General features: G+C 71.3%; 19 protein-coding genes. 10 read left to right on the top strand and 9 right to left on the bottom strand.

Annotation, left to right across the window (positions count from 1 at the left end; translation table 11 throughout):
* Positions 1-183: 183 nt before the first annotated feature.
* The 4 genes from ACFYTT_RS01715 (at position 184) to ACFYTT_RS01700 (ending at position 5,741) form a co-directional block, all read left to right on the top strand.
* Entirely contained in the window at positions 184-1,611 is a 1,428-nt protein-coding gene (locus tag ACFYTT_RS01715; RefSeq protein WP_387257107.1) for a condensation domain-containing protein, read from the top strand.
* A 120-nt stretch (positions 1,612-1,731) separates the two neighbouring features.
* Positions 1,732-3,405 carry a lysine--tRNA ligase gene (lysS, locus tag ACFYTT_RS01710; RefSeq protein ID WP_387257105.1) on the top strand — a complete coding sequence of 558 codons (1,674 nt, stop codon included), beginning with the start codon at positions 1,732-1,734 and terminating at the stop codon, positions 3,403-3,405.
* A gap of 114 nt (positions 3,406-3,519) precedes the next feature.
* Entirely contained in the window at positions 3,520-4,641 is a 1,122-nt protein-coding gene (locus tag ACFYTT_RS01705; protein ID WP_387257103.1) for an Ldh family oxidoreductase, read from the top strand.
* Complete coding sequence (locus ACFYTT_RS01700) at positions 4,638-5,741, top strand: glycosyltransferase (RefSeq protein WP_176093576.1); 1,104 nt, start codon at positions 4,638-4,640, stop codon at positions 5,739-5,741. The genes ACFYTT_RS01705 and ACFYTT_RS01700 overlap by 4 nt, the downstream gene beginning before the upstream one ends.
* A 38-nt stretch (positions 5,742-5,779) precedes the next feature.
* On the opposite strand, the gene ACFYTT_RS01695 is transcribed toward ACFYTT_RS01700, so the two are convergent.
* The 7 genes from ACFYTT_RS01695 to ACFYTT_RS01665 form a co-directional block, all read right to left on the bottom strand.
* On the bottom strand, positions 5,780-6,850 hold the full coding sequence (locus ACFYTT_RS01695) for a sulfotransferase family protein (protein ID WP_387257100.1): 1,071 nt from the start codon (positions 6,848-6,850) through the stop codon (positions 5,780-5,782).
* Positions 6,847-8,529 carry a B12-binding domain-containing radical SAM protein gene (locus tag ACFYTT_RS01690; protein WP_131050865.1) on the bottom strand — a complete coding sequence of 561 codons (1,683 nt, stop codon included), beginning with the start codon at positions 8,527-8,529 and terminating at the stop codon, positions 6,847-6,849. The genes ACFYTT_RS01695 and ACFYTT_RS01690 overlap by 4 nt, the downstream gene beginning before the upstream one ends.
* Positions 8,530-8,593: 64 nt before the next feature.
* The gene (locus ACFYTT_RS01685; RefSeq protein ID WP_131050866.1) at positions 8,594-9,064 is read right to left on the bottom strand and encodes a DUF6027 family protein; all 471 of its coding nucleotides are present in this window, start codon (positions 9,062-9,064) and stop codon (positions 8,594-8,596) included.
* A 28-nt stretch (positions 9,065-9,092) separates the two neighbouring features.
* Complete coding sequence (locus ACFYTT_RS01680; protein ID WP_131050867.1) at positions 9,093-10,067, bottom strand: arginine deiminase family protein; 975 nt, start codon at positions 10,065-10,067, stop codon at positions 9,093-9,095.
* Complete coding sequence (locus tag ACFYTT_RS01675) at positions 10,042-11,391, bottom strand: sulfotransferase (protein WP_387257096.1); 1,350 nt, start codon at positions 11,389-11,391, stop codon at positions 10,042-10,044. Before ACFYTT_RS01675 ends, ACFYTT_RS01680 begins: the two co-directional genes overlap by 26 nt.
* Complete coding sequence (locus ACFYTT_RS01670; RefSeq protein ID WP_387257093.1) at positions 11,385-13,421, bottom strand: methyltransferase domain-containing protein; 2,037 nt, start codon at positions 13,419-13,421, stop codon at positions 11,385-11,387. The genes ACFYTT_RS01675 and ACFYTT_RS01670 overlap by 7 nt, the downstream gene beginning before the upstream one ends.
* Complete coding sequence (locus ACFYTT_RS01665) at positions 13,418-13,873, bottom strand: rubrerythrin (protein WP_176093579.1); 456 nt, start codon at positions 13,871-13,873, stop codon at positions 13,418-13,420. Before ACFYTT_RS01665 ends, ACFYTT_RS01670 begins: the two co-directional genes overlap by 4 nt.
* Positions 13,874-14,219: 346 nt before the next feature.
* Here ACFYTT_RS01665 and ACFYTT_RS01660 point away from each other — a divergent pair, with 346 nt between their 5' ends.
* Positions 14,220-14,972: a class I SAM-dependent methyltransferase gene (locus tag ACFYTT_RS01660; RefSeq protein WP_201272239.1), complete on the top strand. Its 753-nt coding sequence runs from the start codon at positions 14,220-14,222 to the stop codon at positions 14,970-14,972.
* Between the two features lie 65 nt (positions 14,973-15,037).
* Here ACFYTT_RS01660 and ACFYTT_RS01655 read toward each other — a convergent pair whose 3' ends face one another.
* Positions 15,038-16,210 carry a sulfatase gene (locus ACFYTT_RS01655; protein ID WP_387257089.1) on the bottom strand — a complete coding sequence of 391 codons (1,173 nt, stop codon included), beginning with the start codon at positions 16,208-16,210 and terminating at the stop codon, positions 15,038-15,040.
* 182 nt (positions 16,211-16,392) lie between these two features.
* Between ACFYTT_RS01655 and ACFYTT_RS01650 the strand changes: the two genes are divergently transcribed.
* From ACFYTT_RS01650 to ACFYTT_RS01635, 4 genes are read left to right on the top strand one after another with little or no spacing between them, the layout of a single operon-like run.
* Complete coding sequence (locus ACFYTT_RS01650; RefSeq protein ID WP_387257086.1) at positions 16,393-17,127, top strand: QueT transporter family protein; 735 nt, start codon at positions 16,393-16,395, stop codon at positions 17,125-17,127.
* A gap of 7 nt (positions 17,128-17,134) precedes the next feature.
* On the top strand, positions 17,135-18,817 hold the full coding sequence (locus tag ACFYTT_RS01645; protein WP_387257082.1) for an ABC transporter ATP-binding protein: 1,683 nt from the start codon (positions 17,135-17,137) through the stop codon (positions 18,815-18,817).
* Entirely contained in the window at positions 18,814-19,611 is a 798-nt protein-coding gene (locus ACFYTT_RS01640; protein WP_387257080.1) for an energy-coupling factor transporter transmembrane component T family protein, read from the top strand. Before ACFYTT_RS01645 ends, ACFYTT_RS01640 begins: the two co-directional genes overlap by 4 nt.
* Positions 19,612-19,651: 40 nt before the next feature.
* Positions 19,652-20,518: an HAD family hydrolase gene (locus ACFYTT_RS01635; protein WP_387257078.1), complete on the top strand. Its 867-nt coding sequence runs from the start codon at positions 19,652-19,654 to the stop codon at positions 20,516-20,518.
* Here ACFYTT_RS01635 and ACFYTT_RS01630 read toward each other — a convergent pair.
* The gene (locus ACFYTT_RS01630) at positions 20,463-21,656 is read right to left on the bottom strand and encodes a DUF455 family protein (RefSeq protein ID WP_387257076.1); all 1,194 of its coding nucleotides are present in this window, start codon (positions 21,654-21,656) and stop codon (positions 20,463-20,465) included. The genes ACFYTT_RS01635 and ACFYTT_RS01630 overlap by 56 nt on opposite strands.
* A 213-nt stretch (positions 21,657-21,869) precedes the next feature.
* On the opposite strand from ACFYTT_RS01630, the gene ACFYTT_RS01625 reads away from it, so the two are divergent.
* Positions 21,870-22,625, top strand: a complete 756-nt coding sequence (locus tag ACFYTT_RS01625; protein ID WP_161594865.1) for a phytanoyl-CoA dioxygenase family protein — start codon at positions 21,870-21,872, stop codon at positions 22,623-22,625.
* Positions 22,626-22,667: the final 42 nt, after the last annotated feature.

The raw sequence follows: 22,667 nt of genomic DNA, 5'->3' as shown, positions 1-22,667 counted from the left end.
GGCGCCCACGATCGCGGGCGGAACCAGTATGGCCCGCCGTCGATGGACCGAGGCGCCGTGCGGCACCGTGACGTCCGACGATATTGACACTGGCCGAAGTGGCTTCATAGGCTACCTTCCGGCCATAAGCGGCACCGCCGGACAGGTGGTGCCGCCGCCCAGACCGGAGCGGGGGATCCCGGTATGGAGAGGAAGCCCGGCCACGATCTCGTGGTGACGGTGCGGGGGGCACGGCAGGCGCAGGCGTCGGCCTCCTGGGCGCAGCGGGAGATCTGGGGCGTCATCTCCTGGTTGGGTGATCAGCCGCAGAGCTTCACGATGCGCGAGATGGTGCCGGTTCCGGAGGGTGTCACGGTCGCCGGGGTGGGGCGCGCGCTGGAGGAGGTCGTCGCGCGGGTCGACGTGCTCCGCACCCGGCTGGTGATGGACGCGACGGGTCTGCGGCAGGAGGTGGACGGGTCCGGCACCCTGACGGTGCCGGTCTGGTCGGCGGCGCCCGATCGGGTGATCGAGGACGCCAAGGAGCTGGTCGCGGCGATGACCGCGACGGTGTTCGACCTGGCCGAGCAGTGGCCGGTGCGGTTCGCCCTGGTCCTGGCCGACGAGACACCCGCCGCGCTGGTGCTGAACGTCTCGCACGCGGCCGTCGACGCGATCGGGTTGTCCCTGCTGAAGACGGAGCTGCGCGATGCTCTGGCGGGGGTGCCGGTCGAGCCGGTCGAGTCGCGGTGGCAGCCGCTGGATCAGGCCGCGTACGAGGCGAGCGAGCCGGGACGCAGGCGTAGCCGGCGGGCGGTGCGGTTCCGCGAGGACCTGCTCGGCGAGGTGCCGGAGTCGCTCGTGCCGCCGTCGTCCGCGCCGCCGCACACGCCGCGGATCGTGCAGGTCGACATCGAGTCGTCGGCCGTCGCGGTGGCCGCGGAGCTGCTCGCCGACCGGCAACGGGTGAGCACCAGTGCGGTCCTGCTGGCCGCCCAGGCAGCGGTGGTCTCCCATCACACCGGTGCCGATCCGGCGTTTCTGACCCTGATCGTCGGCGGCCGGGTGGAACGCCGGCTACAGACGATGATCGGCCCGGTGGTGCAGAACGGCCTGTTCCGGGTCGACGTCGGGACGGGTTCGTTCACGGACCTGGTCACCCGCTGCTACCGGCAGGCCCTGCTGACCTATCAGCACGGCAACCACGACACCGTCGAGCTGGCCGAGGCGCAGCGCCGGGTGGCGGCACGGCGGGGTTTCGTCCCGCAGGTCGGCGTCTTCTTCAACGACGCCCGGGAGCAGCAACGGTGGTCGGGGCTGCCGCAGGTGCGGTCCGCCCCGCAGGAGTTGGCCGAGGATCTCGCCGCGCTGTGCCGTGACACCCGGATCGAGTACGTGACCGGTTGGGAGCAGCAGGACCTGACCGTGTTCCTGAGCGTCTCGGACGCGTCGGGTGCCGCCGCGTTGCAACTGCGGGTGGACACCGCGTACCTCGGCGTCGAGGACGCCCGGCGGATCCTGGCCGGGATCGAGTCGTTGCTGGTCGCCGCAGCGGTCGGCGATCTCGACATGCGCCACGCGGGGCAGGTCCTCGGCGTCCGTCCGGCGGCGGGTCCGATCAGGTCCGACTGACCGCGTCCGACCGTCCGGCCGCTCCGGCACGCCGACGACTCAGCGTGTTCGTGGTGCGTCCGGACAACGGCGGAGTGCCGGCACTAAGGTGGTGGGCCGACACGGCTGGAGGGGAGTTCGGTGGCTGAGGTTGATGCCGGCGACTGGGTGGCACGGGTTGCCGACGACGTGGTGGCGGAGTGGGAGCGCCGGCCCGGGACACCGGTGCTCGTCTGCGCCTCGGGGATCAGTCCGTCCGGGCCGATCCACCTGGGTAACCTGCGCGAGATCATGGTCCAGCACTTCGTCGCCGACGAGGTGAGTCGGCGCGGGTTGCCGAGCCGGCACCTGCTCTCCTGGGACGACTACGACCGGCTGCGCAAGGTCCCGGCCGGGGTCGACCCGTCCTTCGCGGAGTACGTCGGCCGCCCGCTGACCGGGGTGCCGGACCCGTGCGGGGAGCACGAGAACTGGGCCGAGCACTTCAAGGCGCCGTTCCGGGCGGCGTTGCGGCAACTCGGTGTGGTCGTCGACGAGATCTCGCAGACCGCCATGTACACCGGTGGCCGGTACCGCGAGCAGGTCGTCACGGCCATGCGGGCCCGGGAGCTGATCGGGTCGGTGCTGGGCAGGTACCGCACCAAGGTCGACCAGGGCGAGTCCGAGGAGGGGCTGACCGCCCAGGACACCTACTACCCGTACAAGGTCTACTGTGCGGTCTGCCGGCGCGACGACACGACGATCGTGTCCTTCGACGACGAGACCACCGAGATCCGGTACACCTGCGTCTGTGGGCACTCCGACCGGGCCTGGCTGGACCGGCAGGACCCGGGCAAGCTGGTCTGGAAGGTCGACTGGCCGATGCGGTGGGCGTACGAGCAGGTCCTGTTCGAGGCCGCCGGGGTGGACCACTCCTCCCCCGGCTCCAGCTACACGGTCGGCGGCGAGGTGGTCGACCGGGTGTACGGCGGCAAGGCTCCGGTCTATCGCGGCTACTCGTTCGTCGGCACCAAGGGGGCGGCGAAGCTCAGCGGTTCCGCCGGTGCCGCGCCGACGCCGGACGACGCGTTGCGGATCCTGGAGCCGGCCCTGGTGCGCTGGTTGTACGTGCGGCGTCGACCGAACCAGTCGATCACGGTGGCGTTCGACCAGGAGGTGAGCCGGCTCTACGACGAGTGGGACGCCCTGGTGGGACGGGTGCGGGCGGGCAGCGCGTCGGAGGTCGACGCAGTGGTGCTCGACCGCTCGTCGCGTACCGCGGAGGTGGAGTTGCCGCAGACCGCGCGGCCGATGTCCTTCCGCACGCTGGCGTCGGTGTACGACATCACCGCCGGCACCGAGGAGCAGACGCTGCGGATCCTGCGGGACATGACGCCGCAGGATCCGGTGGGCTCGTTGGACGAGGTGCGTCCCCGGCTCGACCGCGCGGCGGACTGGGTGGCCACGCACGTGTCACCGGCGGAGCGTACGCAGGTGCGGAGCGAGCCGGATCGGGAGTTGCTGGCCTCCCTCGATCCGGTCCAGCGCGAGGGGTTGCGGCTGCTCGTCGACGGGCTCGTGGAGAACTGGACGCTGGACGGGCTGACCGCGCTGGTCTACGGGGTGCCGAAGCAGCAGCTCGGTCTTCCGCTGGACACCGCGCCCAGCCCCGAGCTGCGGGCCGCCCAGCGGGCGTTCTTCGGTCTCGTGTACCGCCTCCTGGTGCACCGGGACACCGGCCCTCGACTGCCGACCCTGTTGCTGGCGCTCGGTGCCGACCAGGTCCGGGCGCTACTCACCCCGCAGGAGGCCGACGCGACCGCCGGCCGGGCGTGACCTGGAGTCGACCGACGTCGATCACGGTCATCCACGGGGATGGATTGCCGGGTGGGTCGGTGATGGGTTAAGAAGGCTGTCTGCCTCCGACACCCGACATCCGACAGGACGCCCATGGCCCTCATCGCCGTCGCAGACCTCCGTCGACTGGTACTCGCACTGCTCGGTCAGGCCGGCACACCGGACGACGTCGCCGAGGTCGTCGCCGATTCGCTGATCGGTGCCGACCTGGCCGGGCACGGCTCGCACGGCGTGCTCAAGCTGCCGTCGTACCTGCGGGACATCGCCCAGGGCCGGTTGAAGCCGACCGCGCGTCCGTTCGTCGTCGACGACGCGCCCGCGACCGCCGTCGTCGACGGCGCGGGCGGTTTCGGTCACCTGGCCGCCCGGTACGCCGTCGACCTGGTGGTGGAGAAGGCCGCCCACAGCGGACTGGCGGCGGTGGTGATGTCGCACGCGCACCACACCGGGCGGCTGGGCGGCTGGTCCGAGCGCATCGCCGACGCCGGCCTGATCGGGTTGTTGACCGGCGGGGAGGGTCAGGGTCCGTGGAAGGTCGCGCCGCACGGTGGGACGGACGGTGCGCTGGCCACCAACCCGGTCACCTGGGCCATCCCACGTGCGGCGGGCCAGCCCCCGGTGGTGCTGGACTTCGCCACCAGCATGGTCTCCATCGGGAAGTTGCAGATCGCGCGGGCCGCCGGGGCGCAGAGCGTGCCCCCGGGGTGGGTGCTGGACGCGCAGGGCAGTCCGAGTACCCGGCTGGAGGACTTCTTCACCGGCGGGTACCTGTTGCCGTTCGGAGGCCACAAGGGTTTCGCGCTCGCGGTGATCGCCGAGTTGCTCGCCGTCGGGCTCAGCGACGGTGACCGGTTCGCCGGTGCGGAACGGTCGAGTTGCCTCTTCGTGCTCGCCGTCGACCCGGCCCGGTTCGGGCCACCGGAACGGTTGCACGATTTCGTCGAGGCGACGGTGCGGCGGCTCAAGGCGGTGCCGGCCGATCCGGACTCGGGTGAGGTGCTGGTGCCGGGCGAGCCGGAGCAGCGCGCGCGGGCGGCGGCCGACGGGGTGGTGCTGCCCGACGCCACGTGGCGGGACCTGTGCACGGTGGCCGCCGGGCTGGGCATCGACGCACCGGCGGCGGCCAACGCCTCGGTTGCGGCCGACGCCTCGGTTGCGGCCGACGCCTCGGTTGCGGGCGGGGCGGAGTCGATCCCGGCGGAGGGCACGGCGTGAACATCCTGGTGGCCGGACGGCTCGGCCGGTACCCGGAGCGGATCATGACGTTGGCCGAGCGGGGGCACCGGTTGACGTACGTCACGATGCCGGCACCGGCACAGCGGCCCACGCCGGACGTGCTGCCGTCGAGTGTGCCGCAGTTCCGGCTGCCGGCGGGGCCGGCCGGTGCGGAGTTGACCCGGATCGCGGCGGAGCACCGCGTCGACGTGGTCTACAGCCTGAAGAACGTCTGGGACGGGTCGTTGCAGTTGCTCGGCGAGTTGCTCGATGCCGGGGTGGGTCCGGTGGTGCGCCACCACAAGGAGCACTTCTGCGAGCCGGCCGAGCTGGAGCGGCGGGCGTTGACCGAGACCGCCGGGCAGATCTACATCAACCAGGAGTCGTGGGACTACTTCCGTGGGGCGTACGGGGTCAGTGACGCATCGGCGCACCTGCTGGACCCGGACTACCTGCCGGCGCGGTACTTCACCGACGACCTGACCGGCAAGCTGCGCGAGCGGGACGGGGAGCCGCACCTGCTGGTCGCCGGTGGGGTGTCCAGCACCCGGGGCCGTACCGACATCCGCGAGCTGTGTGCGGCGTTGAGTCGTCGCCGGGTCCACGTGCACATCTACGGCGGCAAGTACATCGGTCCGAACGCCCAGTCGATCTGGAGTGTGGACAACGCGCACGCCCGCGCCGCGTACGCGCGGCTCGCCGAGAGCGGTTACGTGCACCTGCACGACCACATTCCGCCGGAACGGTTCGTCGCCGAGTGGTCCCGGTACGACGCCGGGTTGATGCACGTGGTGGCGCAGGGCACCCACGAGGTGGGTTTCCAGCGGATGAACCGGCCGAACCGGCTGGTGCCGTACCTGGCCGCCGGGCTGCCGGTGGCCCAGCAGCGCGGCGGCCAGGAGGCCATGGAGCGGATCGTGCGGCAGGAGGGGATCGGTTTCCTGTTCGACGGGTACGACGAGTTGGCCGACGTGTTGCACGACCGGGCGCGGCTGGGTCGGCTCGGCGCCGACGTGCTGGCCCGGCGTGGGGAGTACACGTTCGAACGGCACGCGGACGCGCTGCTGGAGGTGTTGGCGGGCTACGCCGGGCGACGTTGACCGGCGGCTCTGCCGTCGGCGTGAGGAGGGGTCCCCTGCTATGCCGTAGGCGTTAGCAGGGGACCCCTCCTTGCACCGAGGCGGGTGAGGCGGGCGCGGGTGTGGATCCACCGTACGGTGGCGTCGCGCCGCCACCGGCGTACGGCGTTGCGGTCCTGCCGCAGTGATCGGTACTCGACTCCGGCCCGCAGGACGCCCTCGCGCAGGCGCAGCAGTGCCGGATGGGGCGGTACGGCCGGTCCGGCGTCGACGGGGTAGCCCAGTTCGGCCATGACCGGCCCGGCGGCGGCCTCCACCAGGCCGACCTCGGTGGGGGGCAGGCGGCGGCGCCAGGTGCCGACGCTGCTGGTGGTCACCGGCTGGCCGGCGTTGCGCCACGACTCCGAGAGACTGGCCAGCGCCCTGGCCGTCGGGGTGCGGTCGTGGGCGAAGAGCGCGGGTTCCGGCGACTCCCCCAGCCAGGCGCAGAGCTGCGTGATCATGTCCCGTGGCTGCTGCACCAGGTCCTCGTAGCGCAGCAGGTGGACGGTGTCGGGGCCGTGGCGGGCCAGCGCGGCGGCGGCCGAGGTCTGCTGCCGCGCCCAGAGTCGCCCGGTGAGGTAGGGGTGGCAGTGCCCGAACACCGCCCGGCGGGCGGAGGCGGCCACGTCCCGGGGGTCGCGGACCAGCCAGACGAACCGGGCCGCCGGGTATTCGGCCAGGACGTCGGTGACGTGGTCGACCATGAAGGTGCTCTTGCAGCCCCAGCGGGCCTTCCCCTCCGCCTCGCGGTACTGCTCGTACAGTTCGGCGACCACCCCGAAGAGGGTGGGGCTGGCCCGGGCCACCGCCAGGTCGGGGTCGACGCGGTGCGGCCACGGGGAGATGTGCCGGTCGAGCAGGAGACAGGCGTCGTCGACGAGCCGCCGCCGGTTGCCCTCGTCGGTGAGGTCGCCATAGCAGTCGGCCACCGGTGCCAGGTAGCGCATGAAGTGCGGCGGGTGCGGGACGGCGATGCGGGAGTGTGCGTTCAGCACCAGGCGGAGCAGGTTCGAGCCGGAGCGTTCGGTGCCGATGATGAGTACCGGGCTCTGGCTGCGCCCGCTCCGCCCGGTGCCGTCCGTCGTCACGCCGAGCCGGCGGTGACCAGTCCTCCGGTCACCTTCTTCGCGCCGCAGGCCATCAGGCTGCTTCCGGCGGCGGCGACCTCCGGCGAGGCCACCTGGTCCAGGGTGTACCGCTCCGAGCCGGGCACCAGCGGCGCGCCGGCGGAACTGGCCTCGGCCCGCCAGCCCGAGCCGGCGTACGAGGTGGAGCGCGTGAGCCCGTCGTCGGGGTTGGGGTGGAAGTGCGTGAAGTTCTCGGGCCAGTGCTGGAAGTCCATCACCGGGCCGGGCTGGTAGGCGTCGTAGACGCGCTTGTAGGCGTCGCGGCAGGCCTGCTCGGAGAGCCCGCTGACGTTGAGGAACTCGTCCTCGTGCAGGGCCTGCTCGATGGAGAGCCAGTTGACGTGGTCCAGTTCGCTGCGCATCAGGCCCGACTGGAGCGCCTGCTGGTAGACGGTGGTGCCCGGCATCGCGGAGAGGTACTTGACCCGGGTCACGTGGTTGTACGTCTCGGCGAACTCGACCATGTGGTTGAGGGATTCCTCGCTCTCGTTGGGCAGGCCGACGATGAGCAGGGCGCCGAACCGTACGCCGCCGTCGAACGTGGTCCGCATGGCCCGGACGGTGATGTTCTCCGAGTTGCCCTTGCGGGCCTCGCGCAGCACTTCGGAGCCGAGGGACTCGACGCCGTAGAGGATGATGTCGGCGCCCGCGTCGCGCATCGCGTCGATCCTGGGCTTGTCCATGTCGGCGCACCGGGTCAGGCAGGTCCAGCGTAGGTCGTGGTCCTTGATGACGTCGCAGATCTCGATGGTCTGGCGGCGGTGGGAGCTGAACGTGAGGTCGACGAAGAAGCTGAACTCGATGCCGTAGCGGCTCTTGAGCCAGGCCAGGTCGGCGTCCATCTTCTCGGGTGACTTGGCGCGTACCTGGGGGGTGGTCCGGTAGCAGAAGGAGCAGTCCATCTTGCAGCCACGGCTGTAGGAGGAGATGATCTGCGGCTGGAGGCCCATCGGGCTCTGCGCCTGCGGCCACAGTTCCAGGCGCATCCGGGGCAGCGCGTCGAGGTCCATCATCTGTCCACGCGGCGGGGTGCGCTTGACGACGCCTTCCGGCGTCCGGTAGACGATGCCGCGGATGGTGGGCAGGTCCTGTGACCAGCGGCCGGCGGCGTAGCTCTCCATCAGGTCGAGGATCGTGATCTCACCCTCGCTGATCACCGCGATGTCGCAGGCGGTGTGCTCCATGAACAGGTTGGGCACCGAGGTGACCAGCGAACCGCCGCAGATGATGGGGATCTCGGGTGCGTTGTCCCGGACCATGGCCATCAGTTCGTTGCAGAACGGGAAGTTGTCCTCGAAGGTGCAGATGCCCAGGACGTCGGTCTGGCCGATGATCTGGTCGTAGGCGGCCTGGAGGGGGTTCGGCGTGTACCGGACGTCGACGATCCGCACCGGGTAGCCGGCGTTGTGCAGGACGGTGGAGATGTAGGAGGCCCCCTCGTAGGGGGACGTCAGGAAGAACTCCCACCCACGCGGCATGGTGAACGGTGACGGCCCGACGACCAGGGTGAAGCGGGGCAGTGTCGGGTCGGTGGGCACCGGCGTCAGGTCCTGCTCCCGCATCTGTTCCTGGTAGCGGTGGTCGACGGAGTTGGTGGCGTTGGCGTACAGCTCGGGAGCGAGGGAAAGTACACGAGGCATGACTGAGACCTTCCTGTCGTCGCCGCCGGGGCGTCCGGTCGGGACGTCCGGCGATTGAGCACGATTATATCGAGGGTTGTCGATCTAGAGGTCGGTCGTCGTCGGACGGGCCGGACTCACCGGCCACCGGGTAGACGCTCGGGTCGTCGAGGGGGACCTTCAGCCAGGAGATCATCTGACGCACCTGGTGGTACGCGGCCAGCCGGCGGGCGTCGTCGTCCGCGGCCTCCGCCTCGGCGATCGGCTTCCACAGTCGCCGCACCATGACCGGGCCGATCTCCAGCAGCCCCTCGCTGCCGCCGGTCGCCCAGCGGGCCAGCACGTAGCGGGCCAGCACCCCGACCGGGATGCCCAGGTTGCGCGACATCCCACGCAGGGTCACCAGCGGGTCCAGCATGCCGTACCGCATGACCTCGTCACGGAAGTTGGCGTGCGGGTCGTCCTCCGGCCACGTGGCGCGCCAGCGTTCCAGGCGGACGAGGGGCTCCTCGGCCGGATCCCCGCCCACGTTCTGCTCCGACGCTGATGTGGTCATCTCGCCTCCCACGTCGCTGTCTACGTGCTCACTCCGCCCGGTGCAGGATGCCCGTCATGCAGCCCAGCGCCCCGGCGGCCCGGACGTGCTGGTCGACGCCGACCTCGGTCACGGTCACACCGACACCCTCCAGACGACGGCGGATGCCCGGCGCGCCGGCCGGCATCAGGGCCCGCCGGGGCCCCAGCGCCACCAGGTTCATCCCCCGTCGCCGCAGCAACTCGTCGTCCGGCGCGAACTCCACCGAACGGACGTCCCGGGAGCGCAGCAGCGCCCGCAACTCATCGGTCGCCGCGGCGGCGTGCACCGCCGCCAACCGTTCGTCGAGGAAGGTCACCGCGCCCAGGAGGTGCTGGACACCCGGGCCGAGGCGGACGGTGACCACCTGCACGCCCTGGTCCGCCAGGACACGCCGCAGACACTCCGCTCCGGCCGCGCTCGTCCGGAAACCCACCCCGACCATCACCGTGTCGCGGTCCAGCCACAGCGCGTCCGCGCCCTCAAGGGTGGCGCTGCCCGCCACCGTGGCCAGCACCGGGTATCCGGCGGCGGCCAGTGCGGCGGCGGCGTACCGTTCCTCGCCGGCCCGTTGCGCGGCGGCCGTGCGGCCCACCACCACTCCCGCCGGGGTGGCGACGAACAGGTCACGGGTGAAGACGAAGTTCGGTGGCGTGTCCGCCGCCGGGCGGGCCAGCACCACCTCCACGCCCGCCTCCGCGAACGCCGCGGCGACCGCCTCGGTCTCCGCGCGCATGGCGCCGAGGTCCACCCGCGCGGTCATCAGTGCGGCGGCCGGATCGGTGATCCGTGCCAGGCTCTCCGGCGGCCAGCCGAGCAGCACCGCCCGCAGCGGCGCGGACTCCGACCGGTAGCCGCAGCGGGCCCAGAGCCGACCGGCCGCCACCTCCTGCTCGTGGCTGGTCGACCGGGGCGACCACCCGGCACCGCCCAGAGTGCTCGGCGGCGGCGCGGTGGTCTCAGATCCAGGATTCGTCGTCGTCATATCCCAGCTCCTCGGCCAGTCGCCGCTCCGGACCCCCGATGGCGGCGCGCACCAGCTCCGACCGCCGTCGCCATCGGCCGGGTTGCGGCGGCGCGGTCGCGACCACGGGGTCCCGCAGCCCGTCGGCCGCGATCGCGCGGAGCGGTCCGTCCATCGGCACTCCGAGCCAGTCGGTGATCCGGGTCAGCACGCCCGCCCGGCTCTGCGCGGAGCGCACCAGGTCCTCGAACCGCACCCGCAGGTAGGGCAGCCGCAGCGTGGCGGCGTCGTCGAGGATCGCCCGGTGACAGGAGCGCCACTGCAGGGCGCAGACGTCGGGCAGGGTCGCCCGGGTGTAGTCCTGCCAGCCCTGCGGCAGGTCGAACTTCCACCACCAGCGGTCCTCGGGCCGGTCCCGCCCGTAGCCGGTGATGTTCAGGGGCCGGTCCATCTTGTGGGCGTGGAAGCCGTGATAGAGCCAGCCGTCGTACAGGCCGTTGATGGATCCGGCCGGGTTGCGGGTCAGGTGCAGGACGCGCATCCGGGCGTTCGGGAACAGTGCCCGGAGGAACCCCAGCCGGTAGGCGTTGCTGGGCGTCTTGATCACCAGCGGGCGGGTCGCCAGGTCGTGCGCGGTGGCGTAACGCCAGCCGACAGTGAGCACGAAGGGCGGCTCCTCCACCAGCAGTTCGCCGGGGGCGCCCCGCACGTCCTGGCGCCACGGCGGTCCGGCGAGGTGCGGTGGCATGTCGTAGTAGCCGGTGCGGATCGGCACGCCGCGTACGGCGAGGGCGGCGTGCAGCCGGGCGTGGAACCGGGCCGCCTGCGACAGGCAGGCCGGGTCGAAGTCGGGCTGCGACCGGAGCTCGGCCAGCACCAGGCGGGCCGTGTCGAGCCAGGCCGCCAGGTCGATCTCCAGCGTCGGCCACTGGATGGTGAACCGCCAGGCCGCGTCCAGCAGGAACTGTTCCGGCGAGACCGTCGGGTCCGGTCGGCCGACGTCCAGCGACAGCTCCTCGTCGAACACCCGGCGGCGCGCGGGCGGCAGGGCGGCCAGGTGCGCGGCGTCGAGCTGGTCGCTGCCGGTCCCGCTGTCCGGCGGCACCAGGCCGGCGAGCCGCAGGTACGGGTTGAACTCCGCGCGCAGGTGCAGCAACGCGGGTGTCCGGCGCAGCATCTCGGCGAGCATGCTGGAACCACTGCGGGAGCTGGAGGCGAGCACCACCAGGTCCCGGACCCGGCCGGTGAAGTCCCGCACCACGGGTCGCCGCAGCCGGCGCAGTTCGGTCAGCCGGTCCGCCAGGTGGGCGTGACCGGCGAGCCCGGGCGCGGTGCCGGTCAACACACCGGTTTCCGTACCGAGTACACGCACCAGCGCCACTGGTCCCGGACCGATCCGTCGGCGGAGACCTCGAACGGGTGCACCGCCCGCACCTGGGCCGGGGCGTCGTAGAAGAGCCGGTAGATCTCCTGGCGGGCGGCGGGGGTCGTCTCGTGGGTGTCGATCCACTTGTCGATCGACTCCCAGAGCAGGTACTCCTCCATCGTCAGGTCGGTGAAGCCGGCGCCGAGCAACAGCCGCCGGAAGTCCGGCTCGCGGAACATCTGGAACAGCAGCGGCTGCTTCTTCTTGAAGATCCGGAACATCCAGTACGCGTCCTCGTCGGCGTACGGGACGATCTGGCCGACGATGAACTGCCCGCCCGGTCTGAGGACCCGGAAGACCTCCGACACCGGCTTCTCCGGGTTCGGCAGCAGGTGCAGCACCTCGCGGTTGACGACCAGGTCGAAGCTGGCGTCGGGGAACGGCAGGTCGTAGACGGTGCCCTGGTGGACCTTGTCGAGCCGGGTGGAGGCGAGCGACACCATCTCCGGGGTGATGTCCAGGCCGATCATCTCGCCGACCCGGCCCCGGAAGGCGTTGCCGACCACCCCGCTGCCGCAGCAGACGTCCAGCATCCGGGCGTCCGGGGCGACGTCGCAGAGCGCCGCGTGCTGGGCCAGCAGGCCCTCGTCGGTGAGCCAGGAGCAGGAGTCGTGCCAGTTGCGCGAGCGGATGCCGAACTGACGCTGGTAGACGGCGTAGTCGACCTCGATCTGGCGGCGCCGGACCTGTGCGGTGCGACTGGCCAGCCGGGCGGCGAGCCGGGCGCGCGCGGAGTCGAGCGTGCGTTTGACCAGGCGCTGCCCCAGGTCGTCGTCGAGCGCCAACTGCCGGGTCAACTCGGCCGACACGGCGGCGCGGACGAAGCCGGCGACCTCGCTGCTCTGCAACCGCTTCTTGGTCTGTCCGTCGAAGCGGGGGCTGCGCATCCGGACCGCGACGACCGCGGCCAGCCCTTCGAGGATGTCGACCGTGGTGATCCGTTCCCCGGCGGTCGTGTCGAGCAGGCCGCGGCTGGTCGCGTACGCGTTGATCACCTCGGCCAGCGCGGCCCGCAGCCCGTCCACGTGGGTGCCGTGGTGGTCGGTCCGGACGCTGTTGACGAAGCTCTGGATGTCCTCGGTGTAGCCCTCGGTCCAGCAGAAGGCGGCGTCGAGCGCCAGGTCGTCGGTCTCGTGCCGGACGGTGAGCGGGTCCGGGTGCACCCACACCGCGTCGCGGTGCCGGTGTCGCAGGAATCCGCCCACGCCGGACTGGTAGCTGAGCCGGACGTCCTCCCCGGTGCGCTCGTCGCGCAGCCGCAGGGTCAGCGTCGGGTGCAGGAAGGCGACCTCCTCCAGCCGGCTGCGGATCAGGGCGGCCGAGAACTCCGCGGTCTCCAGGACCGTCTCGTCCGGGAGGAAACGGATGCGGGTGCCGGTGCGGTCCGATGCGCCGACCCGCGTGAGGTCGCCGGCCGGCGCGCCTCGCGTGTAGATCTGTCGGTGGTGGGCGCCGTCGCGCCACACGTCCAGCTCCAGCCGCTCGGACAGGGCGTTGACGCAGGAGAGTCCGACGCCGTGCAACCCGGCCGAGGTGCGGTAGGACCCGGCCTCGAACTTGCCGCCGGAGTGCAGGGTGGTCAGCAGCACCTCGGCGGCCGGGCGCTGGTGCTCCGGGTGCGGGTCGACGGGTATGCCCCGGCCGTCGTCGCCGACCGAGCAGGAGCCGTCGCTGTGCAGGACGACCTCGACGTCGCGGCAGTGTCCCGCCTCCGCCTCGTCCACCGCGTTGTCGACCAGCTCGCTGACCAGGTGGTGCCAGCCGGCCACACCGACCGAGCCGATGTACATCGACGGGTGCCGGCGTACTCCGTCGAGGCCGGAGAGGACCATGATCGTGCTGGCGTCGTACCTGGTGTCGGCGGGCGCCGGGGGCGGGGGCGGGGCGGCCTGCGTGGACTCCATCGGCTGGCTCACTTCCTGGTCGGCGGTCTGCTGGCCGGTGGTCATCCGGCAACCGGCTCGCCGAGCGACCCGGCGGGTACGCCGCGCAGCGCCTCGTGGGCGGCGCTCAGCTTGGCCAGATGCGCGTGCTTGAGGGCGCGCAGGGTCTCCAGCCAGCTCGCGACGTCGGCCAGCCCCTCCTCGTGTGCCTGCTGGACCAGCGCCGGGTAGCGGGCGGTCGCGGCCTCCATCTCGCTGCTCAGCGCGGCGGCGAGGTTGAGGTCGGTGTCGCCCAGCGGCCGCCCGGTGGCCGGGTCGGCCACGGCCTGCAGGAAGTCGAGATGCCCGTGTGCCACGCAGGCCGCGCTCTCGGCGAGTTCGGTGAACAGCCGGGCGGAGTCGAGCGAGCCCTCGATCTCGGACACCTGGGCGAAGTACTGGAAACGCAGGACGGTCGATGCTTCGGCGATGAACGCCGCGCGAATTTCGTCGAACAATTCCTCAGTGAGGGCACTCATTGCACCGTTCCACTCCCCCGAATGATTCGGAGCATTTGCCGACCAACGCGGGAAACGCCGGATTCGGTATCGGAATTCTATTGGACGAAAGGGTGCGGGATTGTCGCCCCCGAATCTCCGTCAAACGTTGACCAGGCACATCACTGCCCGGCCCACCAGGCCCGGTGGTCAGAACTATAGACGCGCCGACCATCGCCCGTCTAGAGTCCAACGTCAATGTCAGTGAGCCTTCGGCAGGGCACGCTCAGCAGCGTTGCGGGGGTTCCTCATCGCCGCCGCGCGCTACCGCACAGCGGTCCCGCGCCGTCGCGGCCGGTCCCGAATTGTGGAAACGACAGGGGGAGCAGTGACAATTAGCGATCAGGACGTCGTCGACCACTTCACCGCGCGGGCGCAGGGCTACGACCGCTCCAGCGCCTGGTGCACCGACACCGAGCTCGGCCGTCTCGTCCTCGACCTGACCTCGCCCCGGCCGGAGCACGAGGTGCTCGACGTGGCCTGCGGGACCGGCCTGGTCTCCCGGCTGTTCAGCGGGCGGGTGGCACGGCTCGTCGGTGTCGACGTGACCGCGGCCATGGCGGAGCAGGCCCGGCCGTCGCTGGACGACCTCGTCCTCGCCCCCGCCGAGGACCTACCCTTCCCCGACGACTCCTTCGACATCACGGTCTGTCGGCAGGGCATCCAGTTCATGGAGTTGCCGGCCGCGGTCACCGAGATGACCCGGGTGACGCGGCCGGGCGGCCGGGTCGTTCTGATCAACCTCTGCGCCTACGGCACCGACGACCGCGACGAGTACTTCGAGATCCTGCGGCTGCGTAACCCGGTGCGGCGGCACTTCTTCCTGCCGGGCGACCTCGGGGACCTGCTGCGCGAGGCGGGCTGCGGCGACGTGGAGACCCGCAGGTACGTCTCGGTCGAGGACGTCGACGTCTGGTCGGACAACGGCGCCATCGACGAGGACGCCAGGGAGGCGATCCGCCAGGTGTACCGGTCGATGTCACCGGAGTTCCGCCGGCTGCACGCGGTGGAGCAGACCGACGGGCGGATCATCGACCGGATGCTCTTCGAGGTCGCGGCGGGGCGCCCGGCCGGGGACTGACGCGAGGGCGACCTCCGGGCCGGCGACGGGTGCTGCTCCCCCGCCGCCCCGGAGGCCGGGTGTGCTCAGTCCACCAGCGGCGGGGCAGGCGGCGCGACCGTCGGGGAGACCAACGGGACGGGGTGGAACTCGTCCGGGTCGGTCGTCAGGTCGTACCAGTCGACGGCGCCGCCCTCCACGGGCTGCCAGATCGTCTTGCTGCGGCCGTCGGTGCGGATCGACGCCAGCGCCCGCAGTTCCCGGTAGTCACTGGCCTCGCGCTTCTCCTCGGGGAAGTAGGTCTCCGAGTACGCGGGCCGGGAGGTGCCGGTCAGGTCCCGGAAGAACGACGTCATGGACTCGCCGTCGGTGGGGGTCTCCGGCAGTCCCAGCAGGTCCAGGACGGTGGGCATGATGTCGACCAGCCGCACCTGTTCGTGGAACTCGCGGCCGGCCGGCACGCCCGGTCCGGAGAAGATCATCGGCACGTGCTGGGTGGTGTCGTGCAGCAGGCAGCCGTGCCCCTCCTCGTACGGGTGCCCGCGCTCCCCCGCGTGGTCGTTGGAATACCAGCCGCCGAGGTCCTCACCGTGGTCGGAGAAGCAGACGACGAGCATCGAGTCGATGTCGTGCCCGGCGGCAGCCAGCCGGTCGAGCAGCACTCCGAGGTAGTGGTCGCTGTAGGCGACCTCGCCCTCGTAGGGGTTGTCGACGGCCACGCCGACGCCCTCCGGCGGCTCGTACGGCCAGTGCGCGTCGAAGAAGTGGGCGAAGAGGAAGAAGGGCGAGTTCTGTTCGTCCAGCCAGTCGCCGGCCCGCTCGGCGACCATCGGCGCCCGCTTGAGGGCCAGCCCGCGCAGCTTCACGTCGCCGACCGCGAGGGGGTCCCGCCCGTCGGGCAGCAGCGGGATCTCGTCGTCGTAGAAGTCGAAGCCGCGGTCGATGCCGTACCACTTGTTGAGACCCGGGCAGGAGACGACGGCGCCGGTCCGGTAGCCGACCTCGCGTAGTCGTTCGGCCAGTGTCGGCACGTCGGCGCGGAGTTGTTCACGGAACAGGTGACGGACGCCGTGGTTCGGTGGTTGCAGGCCGGTGAAGACCGTGGCGTGGCTGACCGGAGTCAGCGGGCAGGACGACACGGCCTGGCGGAACGTGACGCCTCGGCGGCGGAGCCCCTCCACGCCGGGGAACTTCCCGGAATATGCGACGTCGGCGCGGACGGTGTCGAGCGAGACGAAAAGGACACTGGGCCGGTCCACGAGAACCCCCTCGCTGGCTACGGGCAGTCGGGAGATCGTACCTTATCGATGCGTTCATTGACGACCGCAGAAGTGGTCCGACGTCGACACGTTGACGGTGATCATCGTTGGCGTTATGTTCGTCGCGATCGTCTTAGGGGGGCGCAATGCGGTCGTGCATCCTGATGTGGAAATACCCGCAGATGGTGGTCCTCACGGCCGTCACTGCCGCTCTGTACGCGACCGCGTACATCGCGTTGTCGCCGTTCAGCATCGATCTGGTGCCGGGCGTCCTCAGTTTCTCCATCCGCACCATCTTCCCGATGGTTTTCGGAATCCTGTTCGGCCCGGCCGGCGCGTGGGGCCTCGGCATCGGAAACATTGTCGGTGACCTGTTCACGGGCAGTCTGGCACTCGGCTCGGTATTCGGCTTCCTGTCGAACGCCCTGCTCGGCTACCTCGGTTTCACCCTCTGGTCCCGCTTCGGCCCCCGTCCGGCGCAGTTCGACGCCGACGTCGAGGACGCCCCGGCCGGTGACCGGGTCCGCCCGGTGCTGACCTACCTGGCCATCGGTGTGGTCGCGGCGGCGGCGAGCGCGGTCGTGCTCGCCTGGGGCCTCGACCTGCTCGGCTTCGTGCCGTTCCGGGTGGTCGCGGTCACCCTGGCCGCCAACTTCGTGATCGGCAACTGGGTCGGCGGTCTGCTGTACCTCCTCCTGCACCGGAGGGTCCGGGCGATGGGCGTGACCTGGGACGAGATCATGGATCTCGACGAGCCACCGGGCCGAGGACCCCGCGCGCTGCTGGGCACCGCGCTCGTGGCGGTCGGCGGCATCGCCGGCTGGCTCGTCGGAATCCAGATCGGCGGTTCCGACCTGCTCACCCCCGTCGTGGGCGTCGGCTTCGTGGCGGTGCTCCTCGGCTCGCTCCTCCTCTGACGGGACGATGTCCTCCTCGCTGACCGCGCAGCAACTGGGCTTCACCTATCGGCGGTCCTCCACGGCGGCACTGACCGGGGTGGACCTGCGCCTGCCGCCCCAGCAGTTCACCGCGTTGCTGGGTGCGGCGGGCGCCGGGAAGTCCACCCTCGCCATGGCGCTGACCGGCCTGATCCCCCGCAGTGTCCGGGGGCGCCGGGAGGGCACCGTGCACCTCGACGGCCGGGATCTCGCCGAGCTGGCCGCCGCCGAGGTGGCACAGCACATCGGCATCGTCTTCCAGGACTTCGAGAGTCAGCTCTTCGCCACCAGCGTCACCCTGGAGCTCGCGTTCGGGCTGGAGAACCTGGCGGTCGAGACGACCGAGATGCGCCAGCGGGTCGAGGACTACCTGCGCCTGCTCCGGCTGACCGAGCTGCGCGACCGGGAACCGGCCACGCTCTCGGGCGGTCAGAAGCAACGGCTGGCACTGGCGGCGGCCCTGGCGCTCGAACCGGAGATCCTGATCCTGGACGAGCCGACCACCGACCTCGACGCGGCCAGCCGCGTCGAGGTGATCCGTGCGGCGCGGTGGTGGCGCGGTCGGCCTCGGACCCTCGTGCTGGTGGAACACGACACCGAGGCGGTGCTCGGCCCACCCGGCGGACCCGGTGCGGACCGGGTGGTGCTGCTGGAGGCCGGTCAGGTGGCGGTGGACGGCCCGGCCGACACCGTCCTGCGGGACCCCGCACTGCTGCGTCGGCACGGGGTCCGACCACCGCAGGTCGCCGACGTGTGCGACCGGCTCGGGCTGCCCGAGATCGCCCTCACCGTGGCCGAGGCGGTGCCGCTGATCGGATCGCTGCGCCCCTCGGCCGGGCCCGCCCGCGCGCGGGGGGCACCCGGACCGGCGGTGGTCAGCGCGCGACACCTCGACCACGAGTACCCCGACGGTCGGGCGCAGGCCCTGCGCGACGTGTCGGTGGACATCCACGAGGGACAGTTCACCGCCATCATGGGGCGGAACGGTTCCGGCAAGACGACCCTGGCCAAGGTGCTCAGCGGGTTGCTCGTCCCCGATGCGGGGCAGGTCGACGTGCTGGGCCGGGACCTGCGAGGGCTGCCCCGCGCCGACCTGGCCCGCCACGTGGGCTACGTGTTCCAGAACCCCGACCACCAGCTCTTCTCGGCGACCGTGGCGGACGAGATCGCCTTCGGGCCGCGCAACTTCGGTCTCCCCGACGACGAGGTACGCGACCGGGTGGACGCCGCGCTGGCCGACGTCGGTCTGACCGAGCTGCGCCGGACCGACCCGTTCCTGCTGCGCAAGGGCGACCGGCAGCGCCTGGCCGTGGCGGCGGTGCTGGCCATGAGCCCCCGGGTGATCGTGCTGGACGAGCCGACCACCGGTCTCGACGAACGACAGCAGCAGGCGGTCATGCGGCTGCTGCGCCGCCTCAACCGGGCCGACCTTACCGTGGTCATGGTCACCCACCACGCGAACCTGGTCGCCGAGTACGCCGACCGGCTCGTCGTGATGACCGACGGGCGCATCATCCTCGACGGGCCGCCCGAGGTGGTGTTCCGGCGTCGCGACGTGCTCGCCGCCGCGTCGGTGCTGCCGCCGCCCGTGGTGGACCTCGCCGACGAGCTGCGGGTGGACGCGCTCACGGTCGACGAACTCGCCGCCGTCCTCCGAGTGGGTCGGTGACCGTGTACAAGAGCCTCTACCTCCACCGCGCGTCACCGGTGCACGCCCTCGATCCGCGGGCCAAGCTGCTGGGCCTGCTCGCGCTGGCCGGACTGCCCTTCGCCTTCAACGATCCCCGGTACGTGGCGGTGGTCGGGCTGATCGTGCTGGGGCTCTCCGCCGTTGCGGGGTGCCTGGGCAATCTGCGCCGCTTCCGCAACGTCTACCTGCTGGTGTTCGTGGTCAACGTCGTGCTGTGGCAGTTCACCATCGACGGCACCACCACGCTGTTCGTGCTGGGTCCGGTCAGCGTCACCCGGGAGGCGCTGCTGTACGGCATCGCCGCCGCGCTGCGGTTCGTGGTCGTGCTGATGGTCGGTACGCTCTTCGTCTCCTGCACCAGCACCGAGGACGTCACCGTCGGGCTGGTGCACCTGCGCCTGCCGTACACCGTGGCGTTCGTCGTCTCCACCACGTTGCGCCTGGTGCCGGCGTTCGTCACCGCGACGGGCACCGTGATCGAGGCGCAGACGGCGCGGGGCTTCGTGGCGGACAGTCGCAATCCGGTACGCCGGGTCCGCCAGCTCCTGCCCGTCGTGGTGCCGTTGATCGTCTACGCGCTGCGACACGGGTCGATGATGTCGCTGGCGATGGAGGCCCGGGGGTTCACCGTGCGCGGCGACCGGACCAGCTACCGCACCCCGGTGATGACCGCCCGGGACGTCGCCGTGCTGGGCGGGCTGGCGATCATCCTGGCCGGTGCGATACACCTTCGACTGTCCGGTTACGGCGTGGTGCTGCCCGGACGGCTGTGACGGGACCGTGGTGTCGCGGGCTCGGCCGGAAGGGAGCACGATGACGCCTCGCCTGATCGCCACCGACGTGGACGGGACCCTGCTGCGCCCGGACGAGACGGTCTCCGCCCGCACCGGTCGCGCGTTGGCCGCGGTGGCCCGCTCGGGTACACCGTTGGCCCTGGTCACCGGCCGTCCACCGCGTTGGCTGCGTCCGGTGCTGGCGGAGACGGCGCACCGTGGGCCGGTGGTCTGCGCGAACGGGGCGATGCTCTACGACGTACCGACGCAGCGGGTGTTGCGGTCCTACCCGATGGAGGTGGAGTGCCTGCGGGCGGTCGCCGAGAACATCCGGCGCATCCTGCCGGACGCGGCGTTCGCGGCCGAGTACGGTGACGCCTTCGTCCACGAGCCCGGTTACCGGCCCCGCTGGGACGTCGATCTGCCCGAGGTGAGCATCGTGGACCTGACGGTGGTGCTCGCCCGCCCGGCGGTGAAGCTCCTGGTGCGCCACGCCGAACTCGACGCGGACGCGATGTTCGCGCTCGTCCGGCCGGCGGTCGGCGACCTCGCGGTGGTGACCCACGGTTCGGGTGACGCCCGGATGGAGATCTCCGCGCTCGGTGTCACCAAGGCCACCGCGCTGGCCGCGCTCGCCGAGGAACTCGGCATCGACCGGTCCGAGGTGATCGCCTTCGGTGACATGCCGAACGACCTGCCGATGATGGAGTGGGCCGGGCGGTCCTACGCGGTCGAGAACGCCCATCCCGACGTCCGGGCGATCGCGGACGAGGTGGTCGGGTCCAACAGCGAGGACGGTGTGGCCGGCGTGTTGGAGCGGTGGTGGCCGGTCGGCCCGCCCCGACCGGCGGTCAGTGCTCCCCGTCCCCGGTCCGCCGCCGCAGCCGCGCCAACTCGGCGGGACTGAAGCCGGAGAGCCGACGGGCGTCGGTGTTGATCGGGTGTTTGTAGGGCGCTCCGGCGTCGTTGGCCTCCAGGAGTCGGTACACCCGTTCCTCGGCCTCCTGGACGGCCTCTTCGCTGCCCAGGAGGTGCCGGAGCCAGCGGTTGCCGTTGGCGACGTGGGTCACCTCGTCGGCGGTGATGTACTCGAACACCATCGCGATGTGGTCCTCGCCGTCGGCCTTGAGTCGACGGTGGACGTTCTCCGCACTGTCGAGCGCCGCGCCCTCACCGATCCGCTGTTCGATGATGAGCCGTTCCGCGAGGTCGCGGCCGAGGGCGAACTTGTCCCACACCTCGTACTGCACCGGTTGGTCGCCGGGGGCCAGCCCGCACTCGTGGGCCCGCTGCATGAACAGCTCGAAGTGGCGGGCCTCGTCCCGGATCTGCTTGGCGAGGTCGAAGCGCAGACCCCACGGCGCCTCGGGGTGGTGGGCCAGGACCGCCGCGCACACCTCGGTCGCGCACAGCTCGATGCGGTACGCCATGTCGTAGAGGATCGTGCCGTAGCGGCCCGGTCCGTCCGGGGGCACCGCCCGCCCCTCGCGCAGGTCGGGTTCGCGCCCGGGTCGTGCCGGGATCTCCGGAAGGGGTGGGCAGGGGGTGTCCGCGACGGGTCCGGTCGGCAGTCGGGACAGAACGTCCTGGCGGAGGGTGGGCTCATAGGGCAGCACGTCGATGCGGTGCAGCACGTCGGTGAGGCACGCGACGGTGGTCTCGTCGGCGGCGCTCAGCAGTCGGGACCGGTGCTGGAAGACCTGGTCCCGCAGGTCGGGGTAGCAGACACCGACCAACGCCGTCCGTTGCCGCCCCGGGTCGGACATCCGGGTCAGCCGGTTGAGCAGGCGCACCTGGGCGGTGTCCGGGGTGACACCGTCGGAGGTGCGGGTGCGCAGTGTGCCGATCCGCTCGTCGATGAGCTGTGCACCCTGGGCCAGCGCCCAGATCTCCCGCGACAGCGCCAGCTTCTGATCGGTGGCCGGGATCCGGACCAGGACGCTCGCGGCGAGCCCCATGGCCTGTTCCATGGCGTCCCGGATCGTCGCCAGCGCCCGCCGGTTCTGGGTGAGGTCGAGTCCCTGTGGCACGAACTCCGGATCCAAGCGGGAACCTCCCCGAGCGTCCGATCCTGCCGGTCCGGCCGTGGCGGCTACGCGACGCCGTGGGCCGTCCGCATCCCTCTGAGGGCGGATCCTACAGCGCTTTCCGGGGGCCGGGGCAAGAGCCCGATATCCATGGCGGTAACTGTCGTGCCGACTTCGGACTTCGTCTACCATCGATCTCTGTCGCGGCGTTTCGGGAGAGGATGTGACGAGGTGCTCACCGATGAGGAGCGCTTTCTGTTCGACCTGCGGGGCTTCGTGGTCCTCCGCGAGGTGCTCGACCCGGAGCAACTGGGTGAGGTCAACCGGATCATCGACGGCCAGGAGCTTCCGCCGCCCGGTGACACGTTCGCCGACCAGATCTTCTCCGGCTTCCTGAGCTGGGGGCCGGCCTTCACCGACCTGCTCGACCACGAGCGGGTCTTCCCCGTCGTGACCACCCTGCTGCCACGGCCCCGGCTGGACCGCTACTACGGCATCCGGATGCGGGCCGGCACCACGGGCCTGCCCCTGCACGGCGGGGCGCTCGAAGCCGACGGCCAGTCGGAGTTCTACCACTTCCACCACGGCCGGATGGCCAACGGCGTGATCACGGTCAGTTGGGCCCTCACCGACATGCTGGCCGGTCAGGGCGGCTTCGTGTGCATCCCGGGCAGCCACAAGAGCAACCACCCGCTGCCGAAGTCCTGGGACTACCGGGCCGAGGCGGTGCACCATGTGCCGATGGCCGCCGGTGACGTGCTGGTCTTCAACGGGGCGATGGCGCACGGCACCCACCCCTGGCACGCCGACCACGAACGCCGGTCGGTCATGTTCAAGTACGCGCCGGGGCATCTCGCGTGGAGCAAGGTCTATCTGGATTGGGCGGCCGAGCTGCGGCAGTCCCTGAGTCCCCGTCAGCAGGCGTTGTTGGAGCCGCCGTACTGCTTGCCGCACCACGAGGACCCCACCGACCGCTTCGTGCGCTGACCCTCCGCTGCCGGCGCGCCCGTCGCCCACCGACGGGCGCAC

Origin of the sequence: Micromonospora sp. NPDC003816, from assembly GCF_042874705.1 — a bacterium.
Taxonomy (GTDB): domain Bacteria; phylum Actinomycetota; class Actinomycetes; order Mycobacteriales; family Micromonosporaceae; genus Micromonospora.
This window is presented reverse-complemented; position numbering and strand designations above follow the sequence as displayed.